We start from the raw sequence: 16,539 nt of genomic DNA on the forward strand, positions 1-16,539 counted from the left end.
ACTGCTTAATTGTCACACGTTATCAAACTCCTTCTCAGCAGCCGTCTTTTCTCGAATCTCCTGCGTTTTGGTGATCGCTAGTTTTGCACGGGCTGATGGAGTAAGACCAAAATCATTTGCAGCTGACTTCATTTGATCAAAGAAGTTCTTTTGTCTTTTCAATAATGGGTGTTCTTCCCCAATCAATTCAATTGGATTTCCGTCCTCATCAAATCCATCTTTATGAACCATGAGTCCATCTTCTTCTATCACTTTAGTTATTGAAATATATTGTGAATAGGCATTACAATAGGCGGCCAACATGCTGATATCTGCCTCCGTTATAATGTCCACTTCCTTTAATAGCTCGGCAATCCGTTTGAATTCCTTTTTAGCAACCTTATCCAACCAGGATGGAGGTTTAATGTTGTTTGATCGCATTTTCATTTTCTGTTCTTGTTCGGCGCGCATTTCCAATTCGTCAGTATTTTTCTTGTTTGGGTTACCTTGTATCAATTGAAGTGTTGCGGATTTTGCAGGTCTCGGCATATTTCCCACCTCATTCCGTTTCAATTTTTTATACTTTTTGCTTGTTTTTGAGCGAAATCATGCTATGATCGAATTAACAACAAAACCAGTCGTACCAAGCCCTCTCGGCATTTTCACCGAGGGGGTTTTTCGCGTTTTTGGAAACTTTGAAAAGCGGTGTTTGTTTGCAGACGACGGCTCACCGATCTTCACAAAGCCGTTTTCTAGGGATTTAATGCCGGGGGGTACCTATGACCCTCGTTTACCATGAACCTTGTTGTGACAGCTATTACACAGGCTTTCGAGGTTGTTTAGGTCTAATCGCTTGCCCCAATCTTGTTTAAGTTCGATCTTGTGATGAACCATGTCAGCAGGTACGACACGATTTTGTTTTAAACAGCTTTGACAAAGATAATTGTCTCTCATTAGAACAAGTTGTCTTGTCTGTTTCCATTCTCTTGATTTATAAAAACTTGTTGAATGTTTATCTCGAACATGATTGTTGTAATACTTCGCTTCCTGCTGCTTGCCATCAGCATGAGCAGGACAATAACCATCCCTTGTTAACTCCCTGCACCCTCGCAGCTTACACTCTCTCAATGGTTTAGGTGGCATCTAATTCACCAGCTTTTCTCTCATCTATCATTGCAAACAAAACAAAGGCATGAAGATGCCCCACTTTCTGTACAGCATAAAACTCCCTGTACTCCCTTTGATATGATGCTAGATAGGATCGTGCTGCTTCATAGGGTAGAATCTGGCTGACATGCAGGAGGCTGTCTATAGCTTGCCTGTCCCTCACACCGTAAGAACCAAGCATGCCTAACCCCCTGATGATCTCCCCATCTGCCCATATGCATCCCCTTTTATTAAGGGCTTTAGTACCGTTATACAATTGGTCTGTCCTTATTGCATGTCCAATTGCTGTGTCAATGATTAGTTCCCTGAGTGAGTTGTCCACGTTGTGTCCCTCCCCAAAATAAAAAGCACCTATCACACAGACAGGCGCTTTTCAGTCTTATTTTTTGTTGTGGTTCAAGAAATAATGTCTTGCTGCATCTTCACTATACGTTCTTGCGCTTCTTTGAAAGACATATCCCCAGCATCATAAAATGTATACTCTGATTTAATCCTGTTGCCCTTGTGTTTAATTTCAGCATGTACAACGACATAAGGAACTCGTTTGACAGTTTTAATATGGTTAGTTTCTTGTGAAAAAGATTCTTCTATCTCTTGTAAAAATCGTTCCATCGACATTACAGTAAGTTCAGCCACAACTGACACCTCCATATAAAAAAGCGAATTCCTCATTGGAAGTCGCCTTCAATTTATAACCTAATACCATATTAACCGTTCTAAAACAAAATGCTTTGCCAAGATCGTGCCAAAAATGTGCCATTTTTTCTTATAATGGATTTAAGAACCCTTGCATTTTTAGTTCTCCTTGTCTCATTAAAAGAGGCAAAGTAGCAAAACAATATCCATAGAAGACTCTTAAATTATAGGTCAACTCATTCTTAGGATTTATATATAATATATTACAGAAATCTCCTACACTATCGTTTATAAAGTTCATAATAACACTTATTAGTAAAGGCACTTCATACAGATAAGGATGAAAATCAAAGATCATTTCTTCTGATTCTCCTTGTACAAAATATCTATGGAAATGATTAGAAGATGTGTGAGTATCTTGACATAAATTTTTATACATAGTGTTATACATTTCTAATTCCATTCCACCACAAGTTTGCGCCATCTCTTTTATTTCAAAGTACTTATTTACGTGTCTTTTACCATTATTCATATCCTTAGTACCATCATAAGTTGGTGTGAATCCTAATGACTTAATTTCATCGAGTATATCCTGTTCCTGTTTATTGTGATCAACAAAATTAGCTATTGGGAGATACTTATTCTCTTTTAATTGTCTTACAGCAAATAGACGAGTAAATAGGTCATTAGCGGATGAATACTTTAAGAATTTTTCTGGTTCCAATATTAATTTTCTTCCTATTAGTTTAATTTCAAATAATGATCGAGCTAAAACCCTAGCAGACACAATATTCCCCTCTTTAATTAAGTTGACAATTGCTTTGAGAGTATTAACAGTCTTACTTAAGAGAACAATAGCATTTTTTTGTATTTTATTAGGTGACTTAATTTCCCTTATCACTTTTAAATAAAAAGGTTCATAAACTTTATTTACAAAAAAATCAAAATGATTAATTATGGGCCGTTTATAAAGGTAATTATCTTGGAATTCCATATTGGTCCCCTTTGTTTTTTTTAATTATTATAACTGAAAATTTTACCAATTAACTATAATAAAAATAGCGGCATTCCCAACGGAAGCCGCTCCTAAATTAATTACCTTTCGTGATAGCTTTAATCATTTGCCATACCCTCTTTCATCTTTTGTAACATCTTTTCAGTATCTTTATCGGTTTTTTTATTCAACCATTTAAGTAATGCTGTTGGAACATGACTGTGATCCATTGGTTGAGACCACTCGTCTTCAAAGCGGGTTTTCAGATCACCAAAAGTCATTTCACTAACACTTTCTAAAGAAACATTGAATTTTGTGCTTATTAATTTGTTCACAATTTGGTCAGTTGAGCCAACTTTTTCAGACAACAGAAAATTCGAATGAACATCGTTATCCTCTTTCTTTCCACCAATACGATTTACATATTCTTCATAACGGTCTCTTATAAACTCAAGAATTTTATCCGATGGCGTGACATGCTTTCTAATCATTAAACCCGCTCCTAACGAACTGTAATTATATTCTAATTATATCATCATCAATTTTGATTATCCACACAATCCACCAATTCACCATATCTAATATTGTGTCTAACTCAAAGAATCGCTGAATCCATTGTCCCTCTTGCTTTTCAGCCATTTCCCTAAAATGAGTTGGACATTTTCTCGTTATGGTTAGCTGGTGAAAAAGAGCACAAAAAAAAGACCCACCTGCCATTTGAACAGATGAGTCTATAAGCCAAAGTCGTCCATTGTTCTATCCATTGTGTCTTGTGTGATCCCAATATATCTCAATGTAATATCTGGGCTTGAGTGGTTGAATATTTCTTGCAGCAAGGCCACATCCTTGAATTTCTTATAATGCCAGTAACCAAACGTTTTCCTTAGTGTATGTGTCCCTATGCTATCGAGGCCTACATACTCCGCTGCCTCTCTCAATATATTGTATGCACTGCTGCGGCTGATTGATTTGTTAAGTCCTTCTCTGCTTTTAAAAAGGTATTCTTGATCATCTTTGTCCTTGATATATTGATCTATCGCTTTTCGAAGAGTTTTGTTTATTTTGATTCTTTTTTCTTTACCTGTTTTTTGTTCTCTTAGAGATACATATTGTTTCCTTACATCCTTCACTCTCAATTCTAGCAGATCGGATATACGCAAACCTAGATTGATTCCAGCCACAAAAAGCAACAAGTTCCTTTTGTTTCGCTCTCCAAGATATTTCTTTATATAATGGATCTGATCAAGGTCCCTTATTGGCTGAACAAAATTCATGATTTATCCCCCTGCTTATACACTTCTTCTCTAAGTGCAAAGGCCAGTCGATAGTATGCTTTGTTTTTAACACGATAGTAATTCCGCTGGCTGAGGCCCATATCTGCGTAAATCTCGTAATCATACATTTCTTCATCCTGCATATAGAGCATAACTAAAATGCGGCGCTCTTTTTGCGTAAGACGATTGATTGCACGCTGAATCCGTTTCATGAACTGATCGCGCTCGATTTCCCAATCCATTTTTTTTAGCGCTGCTTCTTCTGTGGTTGAGTGGAACTGATTTGAGAAACTCGGCGGCGTAATGGTGTATGTTGTTGTGATCTTTGGAAGAAAGTCTTCCGGCGTTTGCAACCTAAGTATTTTATATTTTTCCATCATCTTTTCCATTTTGAATCTTGTTTTTTCCTCGTCGATCTGCGGAATATCTAAGCTTGTTTGATTCATGATAATTCCCCCTTTATTTTCGGCGCATGGCCCCGCCTTTGGCTCTTTTTAACCGCTGCATGTTTTGCCCCATCAACTCTCTTAAATCTCTGTCAGTGAGCTTCTGCGGCTGTTTTTTGGGCTTTTCCTTCTTCATGGCTGCTCCTTTCTGACAAAAAGAAAACGGACACCAACCAGCACCCGTAAAAGGTGTTGATCAGTGTCCGCAGGCTCTCCGTCTTGGACTTATTTACTTGTCTGCAATTCAATATCTGGAATAATATTTTCTGGCCGGAACAAAATTTTGTAATGAAATGGATCTTCTTTATTAGCCTCAAGCTGTTCAGCAAAGAAGCTAACGTTATCACTCAAGCCAAGGTAGTGCTTCTTATATTCGTTTTTACCGACCTTGCATGTCACTGTCATTCTTAGATCGTTGTCACCATTTCCAAGAGCACAAAGTCCTTCTACGGTAAGTAAGTACTTATCAGTGATGCCATTAAAGAAAACGACTCTTCTCTGGACCTCAAATGAGTCAGACGATTTAGAAATGTTATGCGATACTGTATCGGCCTCGCTACATCCAGCCATAACCGCCATTACAGCAATAAGTAACACTAATAATTTCTTTTTCATGTTCATTCTCCTCGTTTTGTTTTTAAAGTACGGTCAATCTGCTCACCTATTGTAATTAAAGCGGACTCAGCCTTTGCAGTTATTAATAAAAACGATTTCCTAAGAATGTGTATCTTGCGCTAGAGTTTTGGCCGCTCCTGCTGAATTACGAATTTCTTCTTCGTGATTCATTTGACATTAAATTTAACGGACTCGAACGTTCCGATGTAGTTTCGTTTATTGGAATCGGTGTAGCAGTCCAGCTGGATCACGTATGTTCCTCTGCCGGTACGCTTGCGAATTTCTTTAACACTAAATGACTTTAGAGGCGTTGACGTTTTGAAGCTGCCCCTTTGAACTAGGTTAGTATCTGTTAAACCGCCATTGGATCGCTTTTTGTAAACGCCAGCAGTGTAATAAAGCGTGCTCGATCCTTTCTTTTCAGTTCGCCAATCAACTGTCTTGGCGCCTGCATAGTAATTGGTGTCATCCGTAAAGACTCTAGCTTGATGCCCGTATCCCTCCGTTTGCCAGTTTGACCATACTGCTTGAGCAGACGGTGCATAAAGCACCGCCGCAATAATAATAGTTAGTGTGATTAGTAGTTTTTTCATAACGTTCCCCTTTCTAAGTCATAAAGTAATGTATTGAACCAATGTGTCTGTGAACGATTTTTCATAAGTGGACATTATATACATTATCCAATTTATATCTACTCCAGATACGTGAAGTCTAAAAAAGCGCTTAAAGTCTTCATCCGACAATTCCAATCTATACTTATTCGCACTTTCTTTAACTTTTTTAAAATGAAAGAGTAACTTACTAAGTTCAAGTGTGTACATCGTACCTTCTGTCACAAGCTCTGCCTCAAGATGATCGTAAGGGATGGCGTATTTCATACAGAAACCTCCTTTACAATTTCGATAGCCTGATCAAGTGGTAATCGTTTCAGATAACATTGATAACCAAGTTCAAGAGTGTACACAGTTCCTTCGCTTAAGGCTTTATCTCGTTGTATTTCCTCTAGTGTTTTACCGTTATTCCTCATTTTCAAATACACTTCAATTGTCATTTTCATTCCCCTTTCTTATATCAAACTTCTGTCCATGCCTAGTAACATTTCTTCTTCATTCGTTATATCTTCAATCACTTTTTCAATGCTTAAAATTCTTTCATCCGCATCGACAGTACGGCTGTGTCTGATTGCTGCATATGCTTCTGTAACTTCGGTTATTTCTTCTGATAATCCGCCATCATCATCAGCGACAACATCAGTATAGATTGTCATAGCATTTTCTTCGGTTTTCGCCTTGATCAATGCGTAATATGGATCATGCACCTCGTAAAATTTCATCTTCATTCCCCTTTCTTATATCAATCTTCCGTCTACTGCCAATCGCATTTCTTTTTCGTTCATTAAATCATCAAGGACTTCTTCAATTGGAACTGTTTTGTTATCTTCTCCAGTACAGCGACTATACTTTGTTGCTGCATATAGTGCCGTTACTTCTTTGATACTTTCCGCAAGTTCTTTCTCTTCATCAGCAGTAACGTCATTATTGTAAATCTCCATTGCACGTTCGATATTGCGCGCTTTGATTAATGCATAATAAGGCTCGTGCGTCTCATAAAACTTCATTTCCTCTTTGCTTTTAACCTGTTCCTCCAGCAACTGAATGGCCGCTTCTAAATACGTTGTAAAATCAATTGCTTCTTGTTGAGCATGTTCTAACCAGCCTTTCAGATCATAAGAGGAGGTTTTTACTTCCTCACCGTACTTTTGCAGGCCTTTTTCCTGCTGCTTGTACAGCTTTGTAATTACAGATGAGATAATCGGGTTTTCGTTCATCGTGATTCCTCCTTTAGTGATTCCATATCAACGTTTAAGACCTGTAACATCCAAAGAAGAGTAGCCATTCCGGCAACAGCTTCTTTATCCGCTCCATTCGAACGAACTCCTCTTTCTCCAAAGTCGTTCATCCGTTCAATGATTTGATTTTGTTGCTTTTTATTCAGCTTCATCGGTGTTCCCCTTCCAGTGAGGGTAATCTTCGAACTGAGGAATATGCTCATCATGTGATGCTGCATACTCCTTCTTTGTTGCGTCCCAGCATTCTTTACACATGCTTGAGCCGATATCACCCATAAATGGTGAAGGCCGTACTTTGTTTGATAGTTCATCGCAGTAATCACACAAGCCGCCATTATGAAAAGAAACTTCAATCTTTTTTAGTTGTTCATCTGATATTTCAACTTGTCCTATTGGTTCCTGACAAAAGATATGCGTTTCTACTAATTCAGGAACCCCGCTAAACGCTTTATGCTGACTCTTTTCGCCCGCTCCAAGATCAATAACGAGTCTGTCGTCAATCAAATATAGTGAATAGTTCATAATCTAGTAACCCTCCTGCTGCCGCTTATGATTGACGGCGTTTTTGTTCATATACGCTTCTTCGATTTGTTCGGGTGTGAAGCCGAAGCCAACGATTCCAATTGCCAAGAACAGCCCCCAAGCTATATGGAAGTGTTGTTTTTTATTTTCTTCATCCTTGAGCATTCGAGAATTCAATAAGCTCCATTGCATCTCCACGAAAACTCCTGAAAGCCCTCCGTCAAATCCTGCTTCTTTGAAATCCTCAATCGCTTCTTCTCGTATGTTTAATTCTTCTTTCCATCCCTTTTTAATCGCAATTGATAAGAAGAAGTGCAGACAGTCCACGTATTCTTCTAAGAGTGGGTTTTTCTCTACCCATTGATTTCCACCTAGATCCTCAGTTCGATATTCTAAGTAACGATCTTGATTTCTGGCTCTTTGATCATCACTCCAATGCTTGAACCAGCGTCCTTCATTAGCAAATTCGCCTAGTTCGGTGATGAGTGCAACATATGTGTTAGGCAGCAGGTCTTGACCTTCCAGCCCTTTTTCTCGGATGATGCGGTTGTCTAACTCCGCCTGCATTTCAAACATTTTTTCAAGGTTCATTTCAGTTAGCCCCTTTTCGATTTAATTTAATGAGAATGATGGAACTGCTTCAAACCCTATTTCTTTACGTTGTCTGGACCAACCGTTTATAAATGGTTTTGAATTTCTGTAAAGTATCTCCCACTTTTCCTTGCAAATATCTCTATGAAAATTCCATACCATTACATCCTCATTGAGTGATCCTTCAATATCGTCACGTTCCCACAAGCCCCAATTGTCCCAAGCATCACTTTCTAGCCAACTTTCTAAAGCATAATCAGATTCAAAGACGAAGAAAGAATCACCATCATCGAGCGAATACAGTAGAAACAATTCATCGTGCATGTTACCTTCCTCCATAGTTTCTGATGCTGAACTAGGGTCCAAGGTTCGAATTACATCTAGGTTTCTTGTGTTTCGCTCGTCCGTTTTTTTCAGTTCGTCCTTTATAAATTCAACCGCTTCCCTAAGCGTTTCAAATTCCTTTAACACATGTTCACTCATACCGTTTCCTCCTAAGCCGCTAGGCTGTTAGTTTGCTTTGCTATAATATTTGTTCATATGCTCAGGTACGCACATCTCTGGGAGGTTAGCCCGCACCAGCTGCTCTGCGAATTGCGGTGGAACACTATTCCCCACCCTGCGTATTTGGTCGGATTTATTACCAATATTGAATGTATATCCAGGTGGGAACCCCTGCCCTGCAAATAGTTCGTTTGGTTGCAACATACGCAATCCAATGTCTGCAATCCTCAGACCATTTGTGCAAACTGTTGTTAATGCGAAACGGTCTTTTGTTGTAATGGTATGCAATGGCTCGTCTAGTCGCTGTCCTACTCCTTGACCGTAATACTTAGTCAAGAAGGCAACCGTAACTAATCCAAATCTATTGCCGCCAGCTGTGATTGTGTGTAATGGTCGATCAAGCGAAAGGCCTCTTACCTCTTTATCTGATTGCTCAGTATAATAACTGATCAAGAATGCCGCTTTACTCTTATCCGGCACCATTACAGGACTTGGATTGTTTACGATGAATTTATCAATACCTCTTTTGATTCGTTTCATCGTATTTTCAACTAGTGGCCGTTTCCTGTTGAATATACTAGGGACACCTATGGACCAATCTATAATCTCGTAAGAGGATCGCCACGGCTTGAGCTTTCCCGTTTGAACTAGAAGACTTTTTGGATCACCATGTGTTGGTTTCGGCCATACGATTTCTTTTCCGTCACATCTTGCAACCATAAAGAATCTTTTTCGTATGGTTGGCGCTCCATAATCGCAGGCCGTCAACTCTCTGAACTGCACTTCATATCCAAGTGATTCCAGCGTTTTGACGAATGATTGAAATGTCTGTCCCTTTTGTTCCTTGATCGGTTTACCTTCTTTAGAGACAGGCCCCCAATCTTTGAATTCCTCGACGTTCTCAAGCATGATGACGCGTGGTTTTACCGCTATCGCCCATCTAACAGCAATCCACGCAAGCCCTCTGATACTCTGTTTTACAGGCTTGCCGCCTTTTGCCTTTGAATGATGTGTACAGTCAGGGGAAAACCATGCCAAACCTACTTTTCGCCCTCTAACTGCTTGTTTCGGATCAACATCCCACACAGATTCACAATAATGTTCCGTGTCAGGATGGTTTACCTCATGCATTGCAATGGCAGCAGGATCATGATTGATAGCTATATCTACTGATAAGCCTGTTGCAAGCTCGATGCCTGTACTCGCTCCCCCTCCTCCTGCAAAGTTATCTACAATGATTTCACGGAATAGATTGAGCTGATTCATTGCATCAACCCAGCGATCACGATAATTGCCATGAAACCCAGCACCGTGAGAATGACAGGCCCGTTTGATTCCCTTTTCGCCATGATCACGTTACCCTCTATAACAAGGTCATCATTTTCACGTACCAGCATTGGTACAACGTTTTCTGGCACTTTAAGATGAGCAGCTGCCTCCTGAATCGTGATCGCTTGATGTTTGCAAGCTTTTACAGTCTGTGAAAGCTCGACATGTTTTGGTAGACTCATACTCTTTCACCGTCCAATCCCTTTCCAAAAGCTCGTTCGTATTTCTTCTCGATGTTTCTCATGGCTGCTAATCCACCTCTGTGGAATTCATCTTTACATGCTTCGTAATTACGCTGCTCCCAATTCAGTTCGTTTAAGAAAAGCTTTGAGAATCCGTCGATCTGCTGATTCTTTTTCTCTATTTCTCTTTTCAAACGTTCGACTTCACCCAAAAGGGCCTCAACGTTCATTTGATCTTTTGATAACATCGTGATTCCTCCCCCGCAGGGGATAAACCCCTGCTATCGTTTAGTTTTATAACTGAAATCAAATCTAACTCGGTCAAAACTTCCTTTAATCGTTTCAATGATTGTGTGACCATGTTCGGGAGCCTCTATGTAATGCGCTGTGTTGTTGATCCCGTCCAGCACGATCACTTGTACCTTGCCTTGTTCAACTAATGTTGTGAAAGGCTCGTTTTTTGTTAATGAGATAGTCTGCGGTCTATTCACAATCTTCACTCCAATGTGATATAATTAAGGTTCCTAAGTTTAATTACTCACATTGAACTGATGTGAATTCTTACCGCTGAGACTCGACGGATTGATCTGTGCGCTGCCAACGCCAGTCTTTACGTTTGAGTCTCTTTTTATATGGCTTGGGTGGATGTTGCTGCCTATAAACTGCAAGCTCATCCTCTGACATAACCCACGCTTTCACTGGACCTGCTTTGTATGGATTGTTAACAGTCTCCAATATGCTCACCTCCTCTCATTCGTCACGCTGCGGAACGTTGAGATTGTAGATTCTTTCGAGTTCTTCGTCTGATAAATTCTCGCAATAATCGCGACCAACGTTTGCGAGACTCAACCACTCGATCATTAACGCTCTATCGTCACTGCTCATCACTTGATGCCTCCTCTCTTTTTGAGGTGGCGCACGGCTGCTGTCTTTAGCTGTTTCGGACAAGCTTCATATCTCGCAATCACTTCAAGCTGACGCGCTGTGGCTTTCTCAAATGGCAGCAACAAGGCGCTTTTTTTCTTCACGTAGCTTTTCCCCCTTTCCAAAAATCCCACCCTTACGTGGTTCGATCTTGCCTAACTCAGCCTGATCTATAATCAGCAACAGGATGTCATCAACCTTGCGTGCTAAACGATTCGCAATATGTCTGATCGGCTCATGATCCTGCCACATCTTCCGAAAAGCTATAATGTCCCTCTCGCACCAGATGAAATCGTTTTGCGGGCAAGCATAGTAAACCGGTTGTTGTTCAAATAGCTTGTTCATATCTCTTTTTTTGTAGTTCATTGTGCATTTTTTGATATACATAGGCTCGTTTGCGCCGACACCGTTCGGTCGCTCCTTGATCTTTCCTCGTTTACTAAAATCAATCATCAGTATTAACACTTCTTCTGATGGTCGGTTAAATAACTCCGCCATCTCTTCAATCGACCTGCCTTCGTACCAGTAATCAAGAAAACGTTTAAGGCCAACAATCGTCCATTCAAAATTGACATGATCCAAAATGATTCTAGTAACACTCATTTCGCAATTTCCTTTCTCCGTCCGACTTCTTTATGCACAATATGCATGGATGCTGCCAGATTCTTTTCCACGTGCCAGTAACGAGGGTTCAACCCATTCACTACTAGGATTTTTCTTTCTGAGCGTGTTGGTTTTCTGCCGCCTTTTCTCATATTCAGCGCGCCTCCTTATGTTTTTTTATATTCGTTCAGACTTATTTGTAGCGATCTATTAAACTATCAACTTTCTCGGATGTGATTTTGCTTTACACTTCCTAGAATGGTAATTCCATCTCGCGTTTGTCTGATGTCTCTTTGAAAACAATGTATTGCTGTTTTTGCATTATCCGTGATACTAGCTTGCTGTCATACATTTGATATAACTTTTTGCTAGTGAGATTCGTTGTGTAGATCGTAGCCTTGTCCTGTCGTGCGGATGTCACTTTGTAAATCAGACGATGAATAAAATCGCTGGCTCTGCTATCCGAGTGTTCTGATCCTGTTTCTGCACCGAGATCGTCGATCACAAGGTAATCAGCATCACCCATGAGCTGCGTTACATATGATTCCGTATATTTACTCTCTTTGTTGCTGAATGTGTCTTTAATAGCCGAAGCAGCTTCTTCCATGTTGATAAACAAGCATGATTTTCCCATGTCCTTAGGGTCGTCAGGATCAGGAGGCACATTGAGTGCTTTGAGTGCTGCATAAGCTAGATGACTTTTCCCAACTCCGGGATGACCTTGAAGAAAAGTGTTGAATACTTCGCCTTGTTTTAAATAACCAACCAGTTCCATCGTGCGACCCTTATTTGCCGTTTCCTCACGCTCGGCCACTTTGTAATTATCAAACGTCGCTTGTGCAATGGTTTTGTCTCTGAACATACTGTGTTTTTCAAGCATGTTAAAATTCTTTGTGCGCTGGCTGAACTCTATCTGACTTTCCAAGTCTCTTTGAAGCTTTTTTTCATTCGCCTCCAGTTCACACCGTGGACAGACCACCTTGCCATTGAGGATCATCATACGAACAGGCTTTACGACATCTTCACTACCTCGTGTGAATGTGTGCTTATTACAGTAATCAGAATGGAAGGTCATTCTGGCGTTTAAGGCCTCTGCCGCCACTGATTTGATGCTCTGCATTTTTTATCACCCCCGCACCTTCATTCAGGTATCCTTCAAACTTGGTTCCAAATAATGTCGTTGGCTGCAAGTATTTATTCATCTTGTCGTCTTTAAGCCATTGATTAGTTTTTGTAAGGATCACTGTTTTAAAGTCTTCAAACCTGAATCCGTCATTCCAGCGTGCTTTAATTAATCTTTGAGTAGCAGCAGATGTATGTCTGAATGACTTCCCTGTCACTTTGTTCAAAAGATCAATAATTAGCTTGAATGGAATTTCTGATTCTTGAGTTTTAAGATCAGCAGTCGGGTTTCCCGACAATATATCTTTTAATTCTTTATCTTTATCTAATTCTTTATCTATATCTGTTGCGTGACTTGCTGTGACATTGATCGTGACGTCACGTGACATGTTATTTTTTGGTTCTGCAAGACTTAGTTTTTTTCGTTGTTTTTGCTTTCTCAAGCGATTCTGTTCCCTAATCTTTTCGAGCGCATCTAAATTTTGATGCTTTTCCCAATTACATATACTGATAAAATTCTGATCATTAATTTCAATCATTCCGAACTTTCTAAATGTATCTAATGCCATGCGAACAATTCCTAACGGCCTTCCAAAGATGTGTGCTAACATTTCGTCTGTATAAGGCACGTTTTCACTTAGATAAATAAAACCAGAAGCGTTAGTTTTACCTGCTTGAGCAAGTAATTTAACCCATATAATCAACAGAGTGTCAGATTCGGGCATTTGTTCAATGAGTTTGATTTTCTCATCGTCGAACATCTGGGTACTTAATTTCACCCATTTGACTTCCCCCATCGGTTGATCCTCCTATTTTTTTCTTAATTAGCTTTTCAATTTGAGCTTGTCCTTCAAAAAAAGGTGAAACAGAAGTTTCAAGCCTCTTTATTTTTTTTGTTCTTTTCTTTTTTTACTGGTGTGTAATAAGGCGCCACAGCCTCAGTGAAAAGTTTTTCTCTGTCTTCTGTTCCAAAGAAAACTTCTCCGAGAAACAGGTTGCTTTTTCTCTTTTGTTTTTTCTTAGCCATAAAGATCACCTCGAAACATAATATGCAATGTGGACAATAGGACTACCCACCAAAATTATTGGTGTTTTTTGTATAAACTCATTCAATATAGAATTTCATAATAAGCCGTACCTCCTCACCGAAAATGTTCCTGTAGGAACTTTGCAATTAAAAAAAATAACCAATATTTAAATTCAACTTATTACAAAATTGTAGAACACTCTTGATAGTCGGGTTAATTTTATAATTCTCTATCTTAGAGATATAGGAGCTCGTAAATCCCGTTAATTCAGCAAATTCAATAATGGACATTTTCTTTTCTGAACGAATTTGCTTTATTTTGTTACCGAAAATAATCTTAAAATCCAAACCTAAACACCACCTCATAATGTTCCTACAGGAACTTACAAGACAAATATAACATCCTGCCTAACGCATTGTAAAGTTGTTTTTCTAATTTTTTTCCCAGAGGAAAAAACATGTTATAATAGTATGTATAAGAAGCTCTACAGAAAGGTGATTGCTGTTTATGGATGATATTAATAAAGTCATAGGGCAAAATCTAGCCGATTTAAGAAAAAGCAGGAGTTTAACACTCGCTCAAATATCAGAAGAAATAGGGGTTACTCATAGTTATTTATCGAAATTAGAAGCTGGAAAAATAAAAAAGCCGTCATTTGAAAATTTAAATACAATTGCAAAATATTTTAATGTTGATCTTTCTTATTTCGTAACCAATAAAGATGAACTTAATAAAATGAGTGATGAAGAAAAAGAACTCGTTTTCTCCAGAAAATTAAGCCTAGATCTCATTGAGAAGACAGATATTATAGATAAACATGGTAATAAAATAACAAAAGATGAAAGAGAATTTATGCTTAATGCACTTGAAAATTATCGAGAATCTAAAGCGAAGTTTTTAGGAAGTGCTTCCGTAGAAGAAGAATGAGATGGTTCTTCTTTTTTTGTTTGTTTTGATACCTTTTTAAGTAATTCCTCATAAATAATTGACATAATATATCCCCCTAAACAAGAACATACATTCTCATTATATTGTATTTTTTATCTTTTTGAAAGAGTTTCCTGTTTTTAAGATTTCGCAAAACAGGAAACTTCTCTTTAAAACACGAAAGACGTTACCATTTCTGGTAGCGTCTTTTTTACATGCCTACTTTTACATCTTTAGTTTGATAAACAGTTTCTTTTGCTGACATAGTGGTTTGGTACCCTGATACAAACAGAATAACGCTGGCTAAAATCAGCACTTTAGTAAATTTTTTCATGCATTCACCTCCTGACTATTAGAGTTTATAGTCTAGTTCCAATTTTTGCAACTCTAATTTAGGAATGTTAGCTCTGAAATACTCTCGTTTTTCTGAGAAATAGTGAAGCGATAAAAGAATTTTATCTGCTCTAGCTTCCTTAATTCCATCGAATAAGTACGCATAGGGCTTAAGACGCCCATCACTATAATAATCAGATAATACACTGTGATTCTTTAATTTACTGGTAAAATCAGAAACGTTATATCTTGAATCTATACTAGCTTTCCAATAATACTGGAGAATTGCAATTTCCTCTTTATTTTGAATAATCTCATCTACTCTTTCTGGATGCTGCTCCATGAGATTTAAAAATATGTTGTAATACGCAATCGATTTTTCATAAGATGTTAAGAAATAAGAGAGTGCCAACAAATGGTTAGCGGTTATCTCATGACTTTCACTCACTTTATTTTCAAGAAGTGATTTAGCTGCGAGTCTTGCAAGTTCAACATTGTTTTCTTGCTTTAAATATACATTAGCTAATACCTCATCTATTCTTGCACTGAAGCTTTTCCTAAGAAATGGATCTTTGATTTTAGTTATGTATGATCCTGCTTTACTAATATAAAAGTGAGCCATATCGTATTTTCCTAAATTATAGTAACCATAAGTTTCAAGGATTAGTAATAATGCTTTTGCCTCCATGGATTTAAAATTATTATTACGTAACTTACTGATATGTTGCATGTTAAAATTTCCTCTATAATTTAGAATCCATTTGTAAAGTGAACAAGGTTCCGGCGTAACCGCTGAGTATTCTACAATCAAGTATCTCATAACATCAAACATTTTTTGTGTATAACAATACTCCAAAGCACAAAACAAATACTTTTTATCAATACCGCTTTTGCAGTAATCTCCCATCAACTCTTTTTCTTTTTCTGGAAGTATGCAATTAACAGCCTCTATCACCATCCAGAAAGCTATCTCTTTTCCAGATAAGAATTTGCTCATGTAACCCTTAGTAATGCCAATTTTTTTTGCGATATCTAACTGAGTCATTTCAGATGAAATTAATCTGTCTTTGAGAATTTCCCCTATTTCTTTTTTTGCAACTACACTCATATGATCACCTTTCAAAATCAATTTAGCACACTAAAGTCGAAAAAGCTGTCACAAATTGTCGAATAAATATGAATTTTTAATAAGAATCGGCAGACTAATGATTGTATTATAATCCATTTGTGGTATAGGTTTACATATGACTTTTGGTGCAATTTTGTTAAATGTTGTATTTGTTTGTAAAGGATATGCTTAGCATTTGAAATATGATTTCGAACAGTCTTTTCGCTAATAAAAAGCTCGCTTGCAATTTCTTTTGTTGTTTTATCTTGGACGAGCAATTCGAATACTTCTCTTTCTCTTTTGGTTAATAGCGGCTTGGATTGAAACTCTTTCTCCTTCAAGTATTGTAACCCTCCTTGCTAAGGTGAGAGCTCTAGTCTCTATAGAATGGGATTCTGTATAGTCG

At 38.3% G+C, this 16,539-nt stretch carries 35 protein-coding genes and 1 pseudogene; 1 reads left to right on the forward strand and 35 read right to left on the reverse strand.

The genetic code is table 11. The annotated features are described in order from the left end of the window. Positions 1–12: 12 nt before the first annotated feature. The 32 genes from BA79_RS07090 to BA79_RS07210 all read right to left on the reverse strand — a co-directional run bounded on the left by BA79_RS07090 (position 13) and on the right by BA79_RS07210 (position 14,130). Positions 13–528, reverse strand: a complete 516-nt coding sequence (locus BA79_RS07090) for a phage terminase small subunit P27 family (protein ID WP_035701873.1) — start codon at positions 526–528, stop codon at positions 13–15. Positions 529–756: 228 nt separating this feature from the next. After that, a complete protein-coding gene (locus BA79_RS07095) occupies positions 757–1,122 on the reverse strand; it encodes an HNH endonuclease (protein ID WP_035701875.1) in 366 nt (121 codons plus the stop codon). Next, positions 1,112–1,468, reverse strand: a complete 357-nt coding sequence (locus BA79_RS07100) for a hypothetical protein (RefSeq protein WP_035701878.1) — start codon at positions 1,466–1,468, stop codon at positions 1,112–1,114. The genes BA79_RS07095 and BA79_RS07100 overlap by 11 nt, the downstream gene beginning before the upstream one ends. Before the next feature lie 74 nt (positions 1,469–1,542). Beyond that, the gene (locus BA79_RS07105; RefSeq protein WP_035701880.1) at positions 1,543–1,782 is read right to left on the reverse strand and encodes a hypothetical protein; all 240 of its coding nucleotides are present in this window, start codon (positions 1,780–1,782) and stop codon (positions 1,543–1,545) included. A 130-nt stretch (positions 1,783–1,912) separates the two neighbouring features. Further along, the gene (locus tag BA79_RS07110) at positions 1,913–2,776 is read right to left on the reverse strand and encodes a DUF5677 domain-containing protein (protein WP_035701882.1); all 864 of its coding nucleotides are present in this window, start codon (positions 2,774–2,776) and stop codon (positions 1,913–1,915) included. Between the two features lie 119 nt (positions 2,777–2,895). Continuing rightward, the gene (locus BA79_RS07115) at positions 2,896–3,267 is read right to left on the reverse strand and encodes a hypothetical protein (protein WP_035701883.1); all 372 of its coding nucleotides are present in this window, start codon (positions 3,265–3,267) and stop codon (positions 2,896–2,898) included. A 240-nt stretch (positions 3,268–3,507) separates the two neighbouring features. After that, positions 3,508–4,050 carry a site-specific integrase gene (locus BA79_RS07120; protein ID WP_035701886.1) on the reverse strand — a complete coding sequence of 181 codons (543 nt, stop codon included), beginning with the start codon at positions 4,048–4,050 and terminating at the stop codon, positions 3,508–3,510. Next, positions 4,047–4,496: an ArpU family phage packaging/lysis transcriptional regulator gene (locus tag BA79_RS07125; RefSeq protein WP_035701888.1), complete on the reverse strand. Its 450-nt coding sequence runs from the start codon at positions 4,494–4,496 to the stop codon at positions 4,047–4,049. Before BA79_RS07125 ends, BA79_RS07120 begins: the two co-directional genes overlap by 4 nt. A gap of 13 nt (positions 4,497–4,509) precedes the next feature. After that, positions 4,510–4,632 (reverse strand): hypothetical protein, encoded by a 123-nt coding sequence (locus BA79_RS19805; protein ID WP_017358206.1) that lies wholly within the window; start codon positions 4,630–4,632, stop codon positions 4,510–4,512. A gap of 89 nt (positions 4,633–4,721) precedes the next feature. Continuing rightward, a complete protein-coding gene (locus tag BA79_RS07130; protein WP_035701891.1) occupies positions 4,722–5,111 on the reverse strand; it encodes a beta-sandwich lipoprotein in 390 nt (129 codons plus the stop codon). A 167-nt stretch (positions 5,112–5,278) separates the two neighbouring features. Continuing rightward, on the reverse strand, positions 5,279–5,704 hold the full coding sequence (locus BA79_RS19695; RefSeq protein WP_035701893.1) for a hypothetical protein: 426 nt from the start codon (positions 5,702–5,704) through the stop codon (positions 5,279–5,281). Positions 5,705–5,722: 18 nt separating this feature from the next. Continuing rightward, positions 5,723–5,989, reverse strand: a complete 267-nt coding sequence (locus BA79_RS07140) for a hypothetical protein (protein ID WP_035701897.1) — start codon at positions 5,987–5,989, stop codon at positions 5,723–5,725. Further along, on the reverse strand, positions 5,986–6,162 hold the full coding sequence (locus BA79_RS19545) for a hypothetical protein (protein ID WP_169738187.1): 177 nt from the start codon (positions 6,160–6,162) through the stop codon (positions 5,986–5,988). Before BA79_RS19545 ends, BA79_RS07140 begins: the two co-directional genes overlap by 4 nt. A gap of 15 nt (positions 6,163–6,177) precedes the next feature. Continuing rightward, on the reverse strand, positions 6,178–6,444 hold the full coding sequence (locus tag BA79_RS07145) for a hypothetical protein (RefSeq protein ID WP_035701901.1): 267 nt from the start codon (positions 6,442–6,444) through the stop codon (positions 6,178–6,180). Between the two features lie 15 nt (positions 6,445–6,459). Beyond that, positions 6,460–6,939, reverse strand: a complete 480-nt coding sequence (locus BA79_RS18990; RefSeq protein ID WP_081826980.1) for a hypothetical protein — start codon at positions 6,937–6,939, stop codon at positions 6,460–6,462. Further along, positions 6,936–7,112, reverse strand: coding sequence for a hypothetical protein (locus tag BA79_RS19380; protein ID WP_155923903.1), 177 nt, complete (start codon positions 7,110–7,112; stop codon positions 6,936–6,938). Before BA79_RS19380 ends, BA79_RS18990 begins: the two co-directional genes overlap by 4 nt. Then, positions 7,099–7,482: a hypothetical protein gene (locus tag BA79_RS18725; RefSeq protein WP_051626182.1), complete on the reverse strand. Its 384-nt coding sequence runs from the start codon at positions 7,480–7,482 to the stop codon at positions 7,099–7,101. Before BA79_RS18725 ends, BA79_RS19380 begins: the two co-directional genes overlap by 14 nt. A 3-nt stretch (positions 7,483–7,485) precedes the next feature. After that, positions 7,486–8,073 (reverse strand): dUTP diphosphatase, encoded by a 588-nt coding sequence (locus tag BA79_RS07165; RefSeq protein ID WP_035701904.1) that lies wholly within the window; start codon positions 8,071–8,073, stop codon positions 7,486–7,488. 21 nt (positions 8,074–8,094) lie between these two features. Next, entirely contained in the window at positions 8,095–8,556 is a 462-nt protein-coding gene (locus BA79_RS07170) for a hypothetical protein (protein ID WP_035701907.1), read from the reverse strand. A 27-nt stretch (positions 8,557–8,583) separates the two neighbouring features. Further along, positions 8,584–9,843 carry a DNA cytosine methyltransferase gene (locus BA79_RS07175; RefSeq protein WP_035701909.1) on the reverse strand — a complete coding sequence of 420 codons (1,260 nt, stop codon included), beginning with the start codon at positions 9,841–9,843 and terminating at the stop codon, positions 8,584–8,586. Continuing rightward, positions 9,840–10,088 carry a hypothetical protein gene (locus BA79_RS07180; RefSeq protein WP_035701911.1) on the reverse strand — a complete coding sequence of 83 codons (249 nt, stop codon included), beginning with the start codon at positions 10,086–10,088 and terminating at the stop codon, positions 9,840–9,842. The genes BA79_RS07175 and BA79_RS07180 overlap by 4 nt, the downstream gene beginning before the upstream one ends. Next, positions 10,085–10,336 (reverse strand): hypothetical protein, encoded by a 252-nt coding sequence (locus BA79_RS07185; protein WP_035701913.1) that lies wholly within the window; start codon positions 10,334–10,336, stop codon positions 10,085–10,087. The genes BA79_RS07180 and BA79_RS07185 overlap by 4 nt, the downstream gene beginning before the upstream one ends. A gap of 33 nt (positions 10,337–10,369) precedes the next feature. After that, positions 10,370–10,579 (reverse strand): XtrA/YqaO family protein, encoded by a 210-nt coding sequence (locus tag BA79_RS07190; RefSeq protein WP_035701916.1) that lies wholly within the window; start codon positions 10,577–10,579, stop codon positions 10,370–10,372. Positions 10,580–10,649: 70 nt separating this feature from the next. Then, complete coding sequence (locus BA79_RS19550; protein WP_169738188.1) at positions 10,650–10,823, reverse strand: hypothetical protein; 174 nt, start codon at positions 10,821–10,823, stop codon at positions 10,650–10,652. A 15-nt stretch (positions 10,824–10,838) separates the two neighbouring features. Then, positions 10,839–10,973 carry a BH0509 family protein gene (locus tag BA79_RS19385; protein ID WP_155923904.1) on the reverse strand — a complete coding sequence of 45 codons (135 nt, stop codon included), beginning with the start codon at positions 10,971–10,973 and terminating at the stop codon, positions 10,839–10,841. Further along, the gene (locus tag BA79_RS19555; RefSeq protein ID WP_169738189.1) at positions 10,973–11,116 is read right to left on the reverse strand and encodes a hypothetical protein; all 144 of its coding nucleotides are present in this window, start codon (positions 11,114–11,116) and stop codon (positions 10,973–10,975) included. The genes BA79_RS19385 and BA79_RS19555 overlap by 1 nt, the downstream gene beginning before the upstream one ends. Further along, a complete protein-coding gene (locus BA79_RS07195) occupies positions 11,082–11,615 on the reverse strand; it encodes a hypothetical protein (RefSeq protein ID WP_035701919.1) in 534 nt (177 codons plus the stop codon). The genes BA79_RS19555 and BA79_RS07195 overlap by 35 nt, the downstream gene beginning before the upstream one ends. Continuing rightward, a complete protein-coding gene (locus BA79_RS19560) occupies positions 11,612–11,767 on the reverse strand; it encodes a DUF6906 family protein (protein WP_169738190.1) in 156 nt (51 codons plus the stop codon). Before BA79_RS19560 ends, BA79_RS07195 begins: the two co-directional genes overlap by 4 nt. 101 nt (positions 11,768–11,868) lie before the next feature. Further along, positions 11,869–12,735: an AAA family ATPase gene (locus BA79_RS07200; RefSeq protein ID WP_035701922.1), complete on the reverse strand. Its 867-nt coding sequence runs from the start codon at positions 12,733–12,735 to the stop codon at positions 11,869–11,871. After that, a complete protein-coding gene (locus BA79_RS07205; RefSeq protein ID WP_035701924.1) occupies positions 12,674–13,534 on the reverse strand; it encodes a phage replisome organizer N-terminal domain-containing protein in 861 nt (286 codons plus the stop codon). The genes BA79_RS07200 and BA79_RS07205 overlap by 62 nt, the downstream gene beginning before the upstream one ends. A gap of 77 nt (positions 13,535–13,611) precedes the next feature. Further along, positions 13,612–13,764: a hypothetical protein gene (locus tag BA79_RS19565; RefSeq protein WP_169738191.1), complete on the reverse strand. Its 153-nt coding sequence runs from the start codon at positions 13,762–13,764 to the stop codon at positions 13,612–13,614. 147 nt (positions 13,765–13,911) lie between these two features. Continuing rightward, positions 13,912–14,130 carry a helix-turn-helix domain-containing protein gene (locus BA79_RS07210; protein WP_035701927.1) on the reverse strand — a complete coding sequence of 73 codons (219 nt, stop codon included), beginning with the start codon at positions 14,128–14,130 and terminating at the stop codon, positions 13,912–13,914. A 142-nt stretch (positions 14,131–14,272) separates the two neighbouring features. Between BA79_RS07210 and BA79_RS07215 the strand changes: the two genes are divergently transcribed. Then, positions 14,273–14,692: a helix-turn-helix domain-containing protein gene (locus BA79_RS07215; RefSeq protein ID WP_035701930.1), complete on the forward strand. Its 420-nt coding sequence runs from the start codon at positions 14,273–14,275 to the stop codon at positions 14,690–14,692. Positions 14,693–14,903: 211 nt separating this feature from the next. Here BA79_RS07215 and BA79_RS19810 read toward each other — a convergent pair whose 3' ends face one another. From BA79_RS19810 to gerE, 3 genes and pseudogenes are all read right to left on the reverse strand, one after another. Beyond that, entirely contained in the window at positions 14,904–15,026 is a 123-nt protein-coding gene (locus tag BA79_RS19810) for a hypothetical protein (RefSeq protein WP_259407143.1), read from the reverse strand. Between the two features lie 18 nt (positions 15,027–15,044). After that, positions 15,045–16,133 carry an AimR family lysis-lysogeny pheromone receptor gene (locus BA79_RS07220; protein WP_035701934.1) on the reverse strand — a complete coding sequence of 363 codons (1,089 nt, stop codon included), beginning with the start codon at positions 16,131–16,133 and terminating at the stop codon, positions 15,045–15,047. Positions 16,134–16,324: 191 nt separating this feature from the next. After that, positions 16,325–16,474: pseudogene (gerE, locus tag BA79_RS07225) on the reverse strand (spore germination transcription factor GerE); the annotation flags it as partial. Between the last annotated feature and the right edge of the window lie 65 nt (positions 16,475–16,539).

The organism is Bacillus altitudinis 41KF2b (assembly GCF_000691145.1).
Taxonomy (GTDB): domain Bacteria; phylum Bacillota; class Bacilli; order Bacillales; family Bacillaceae; genus Bacillus; species Bacillus altitudinis.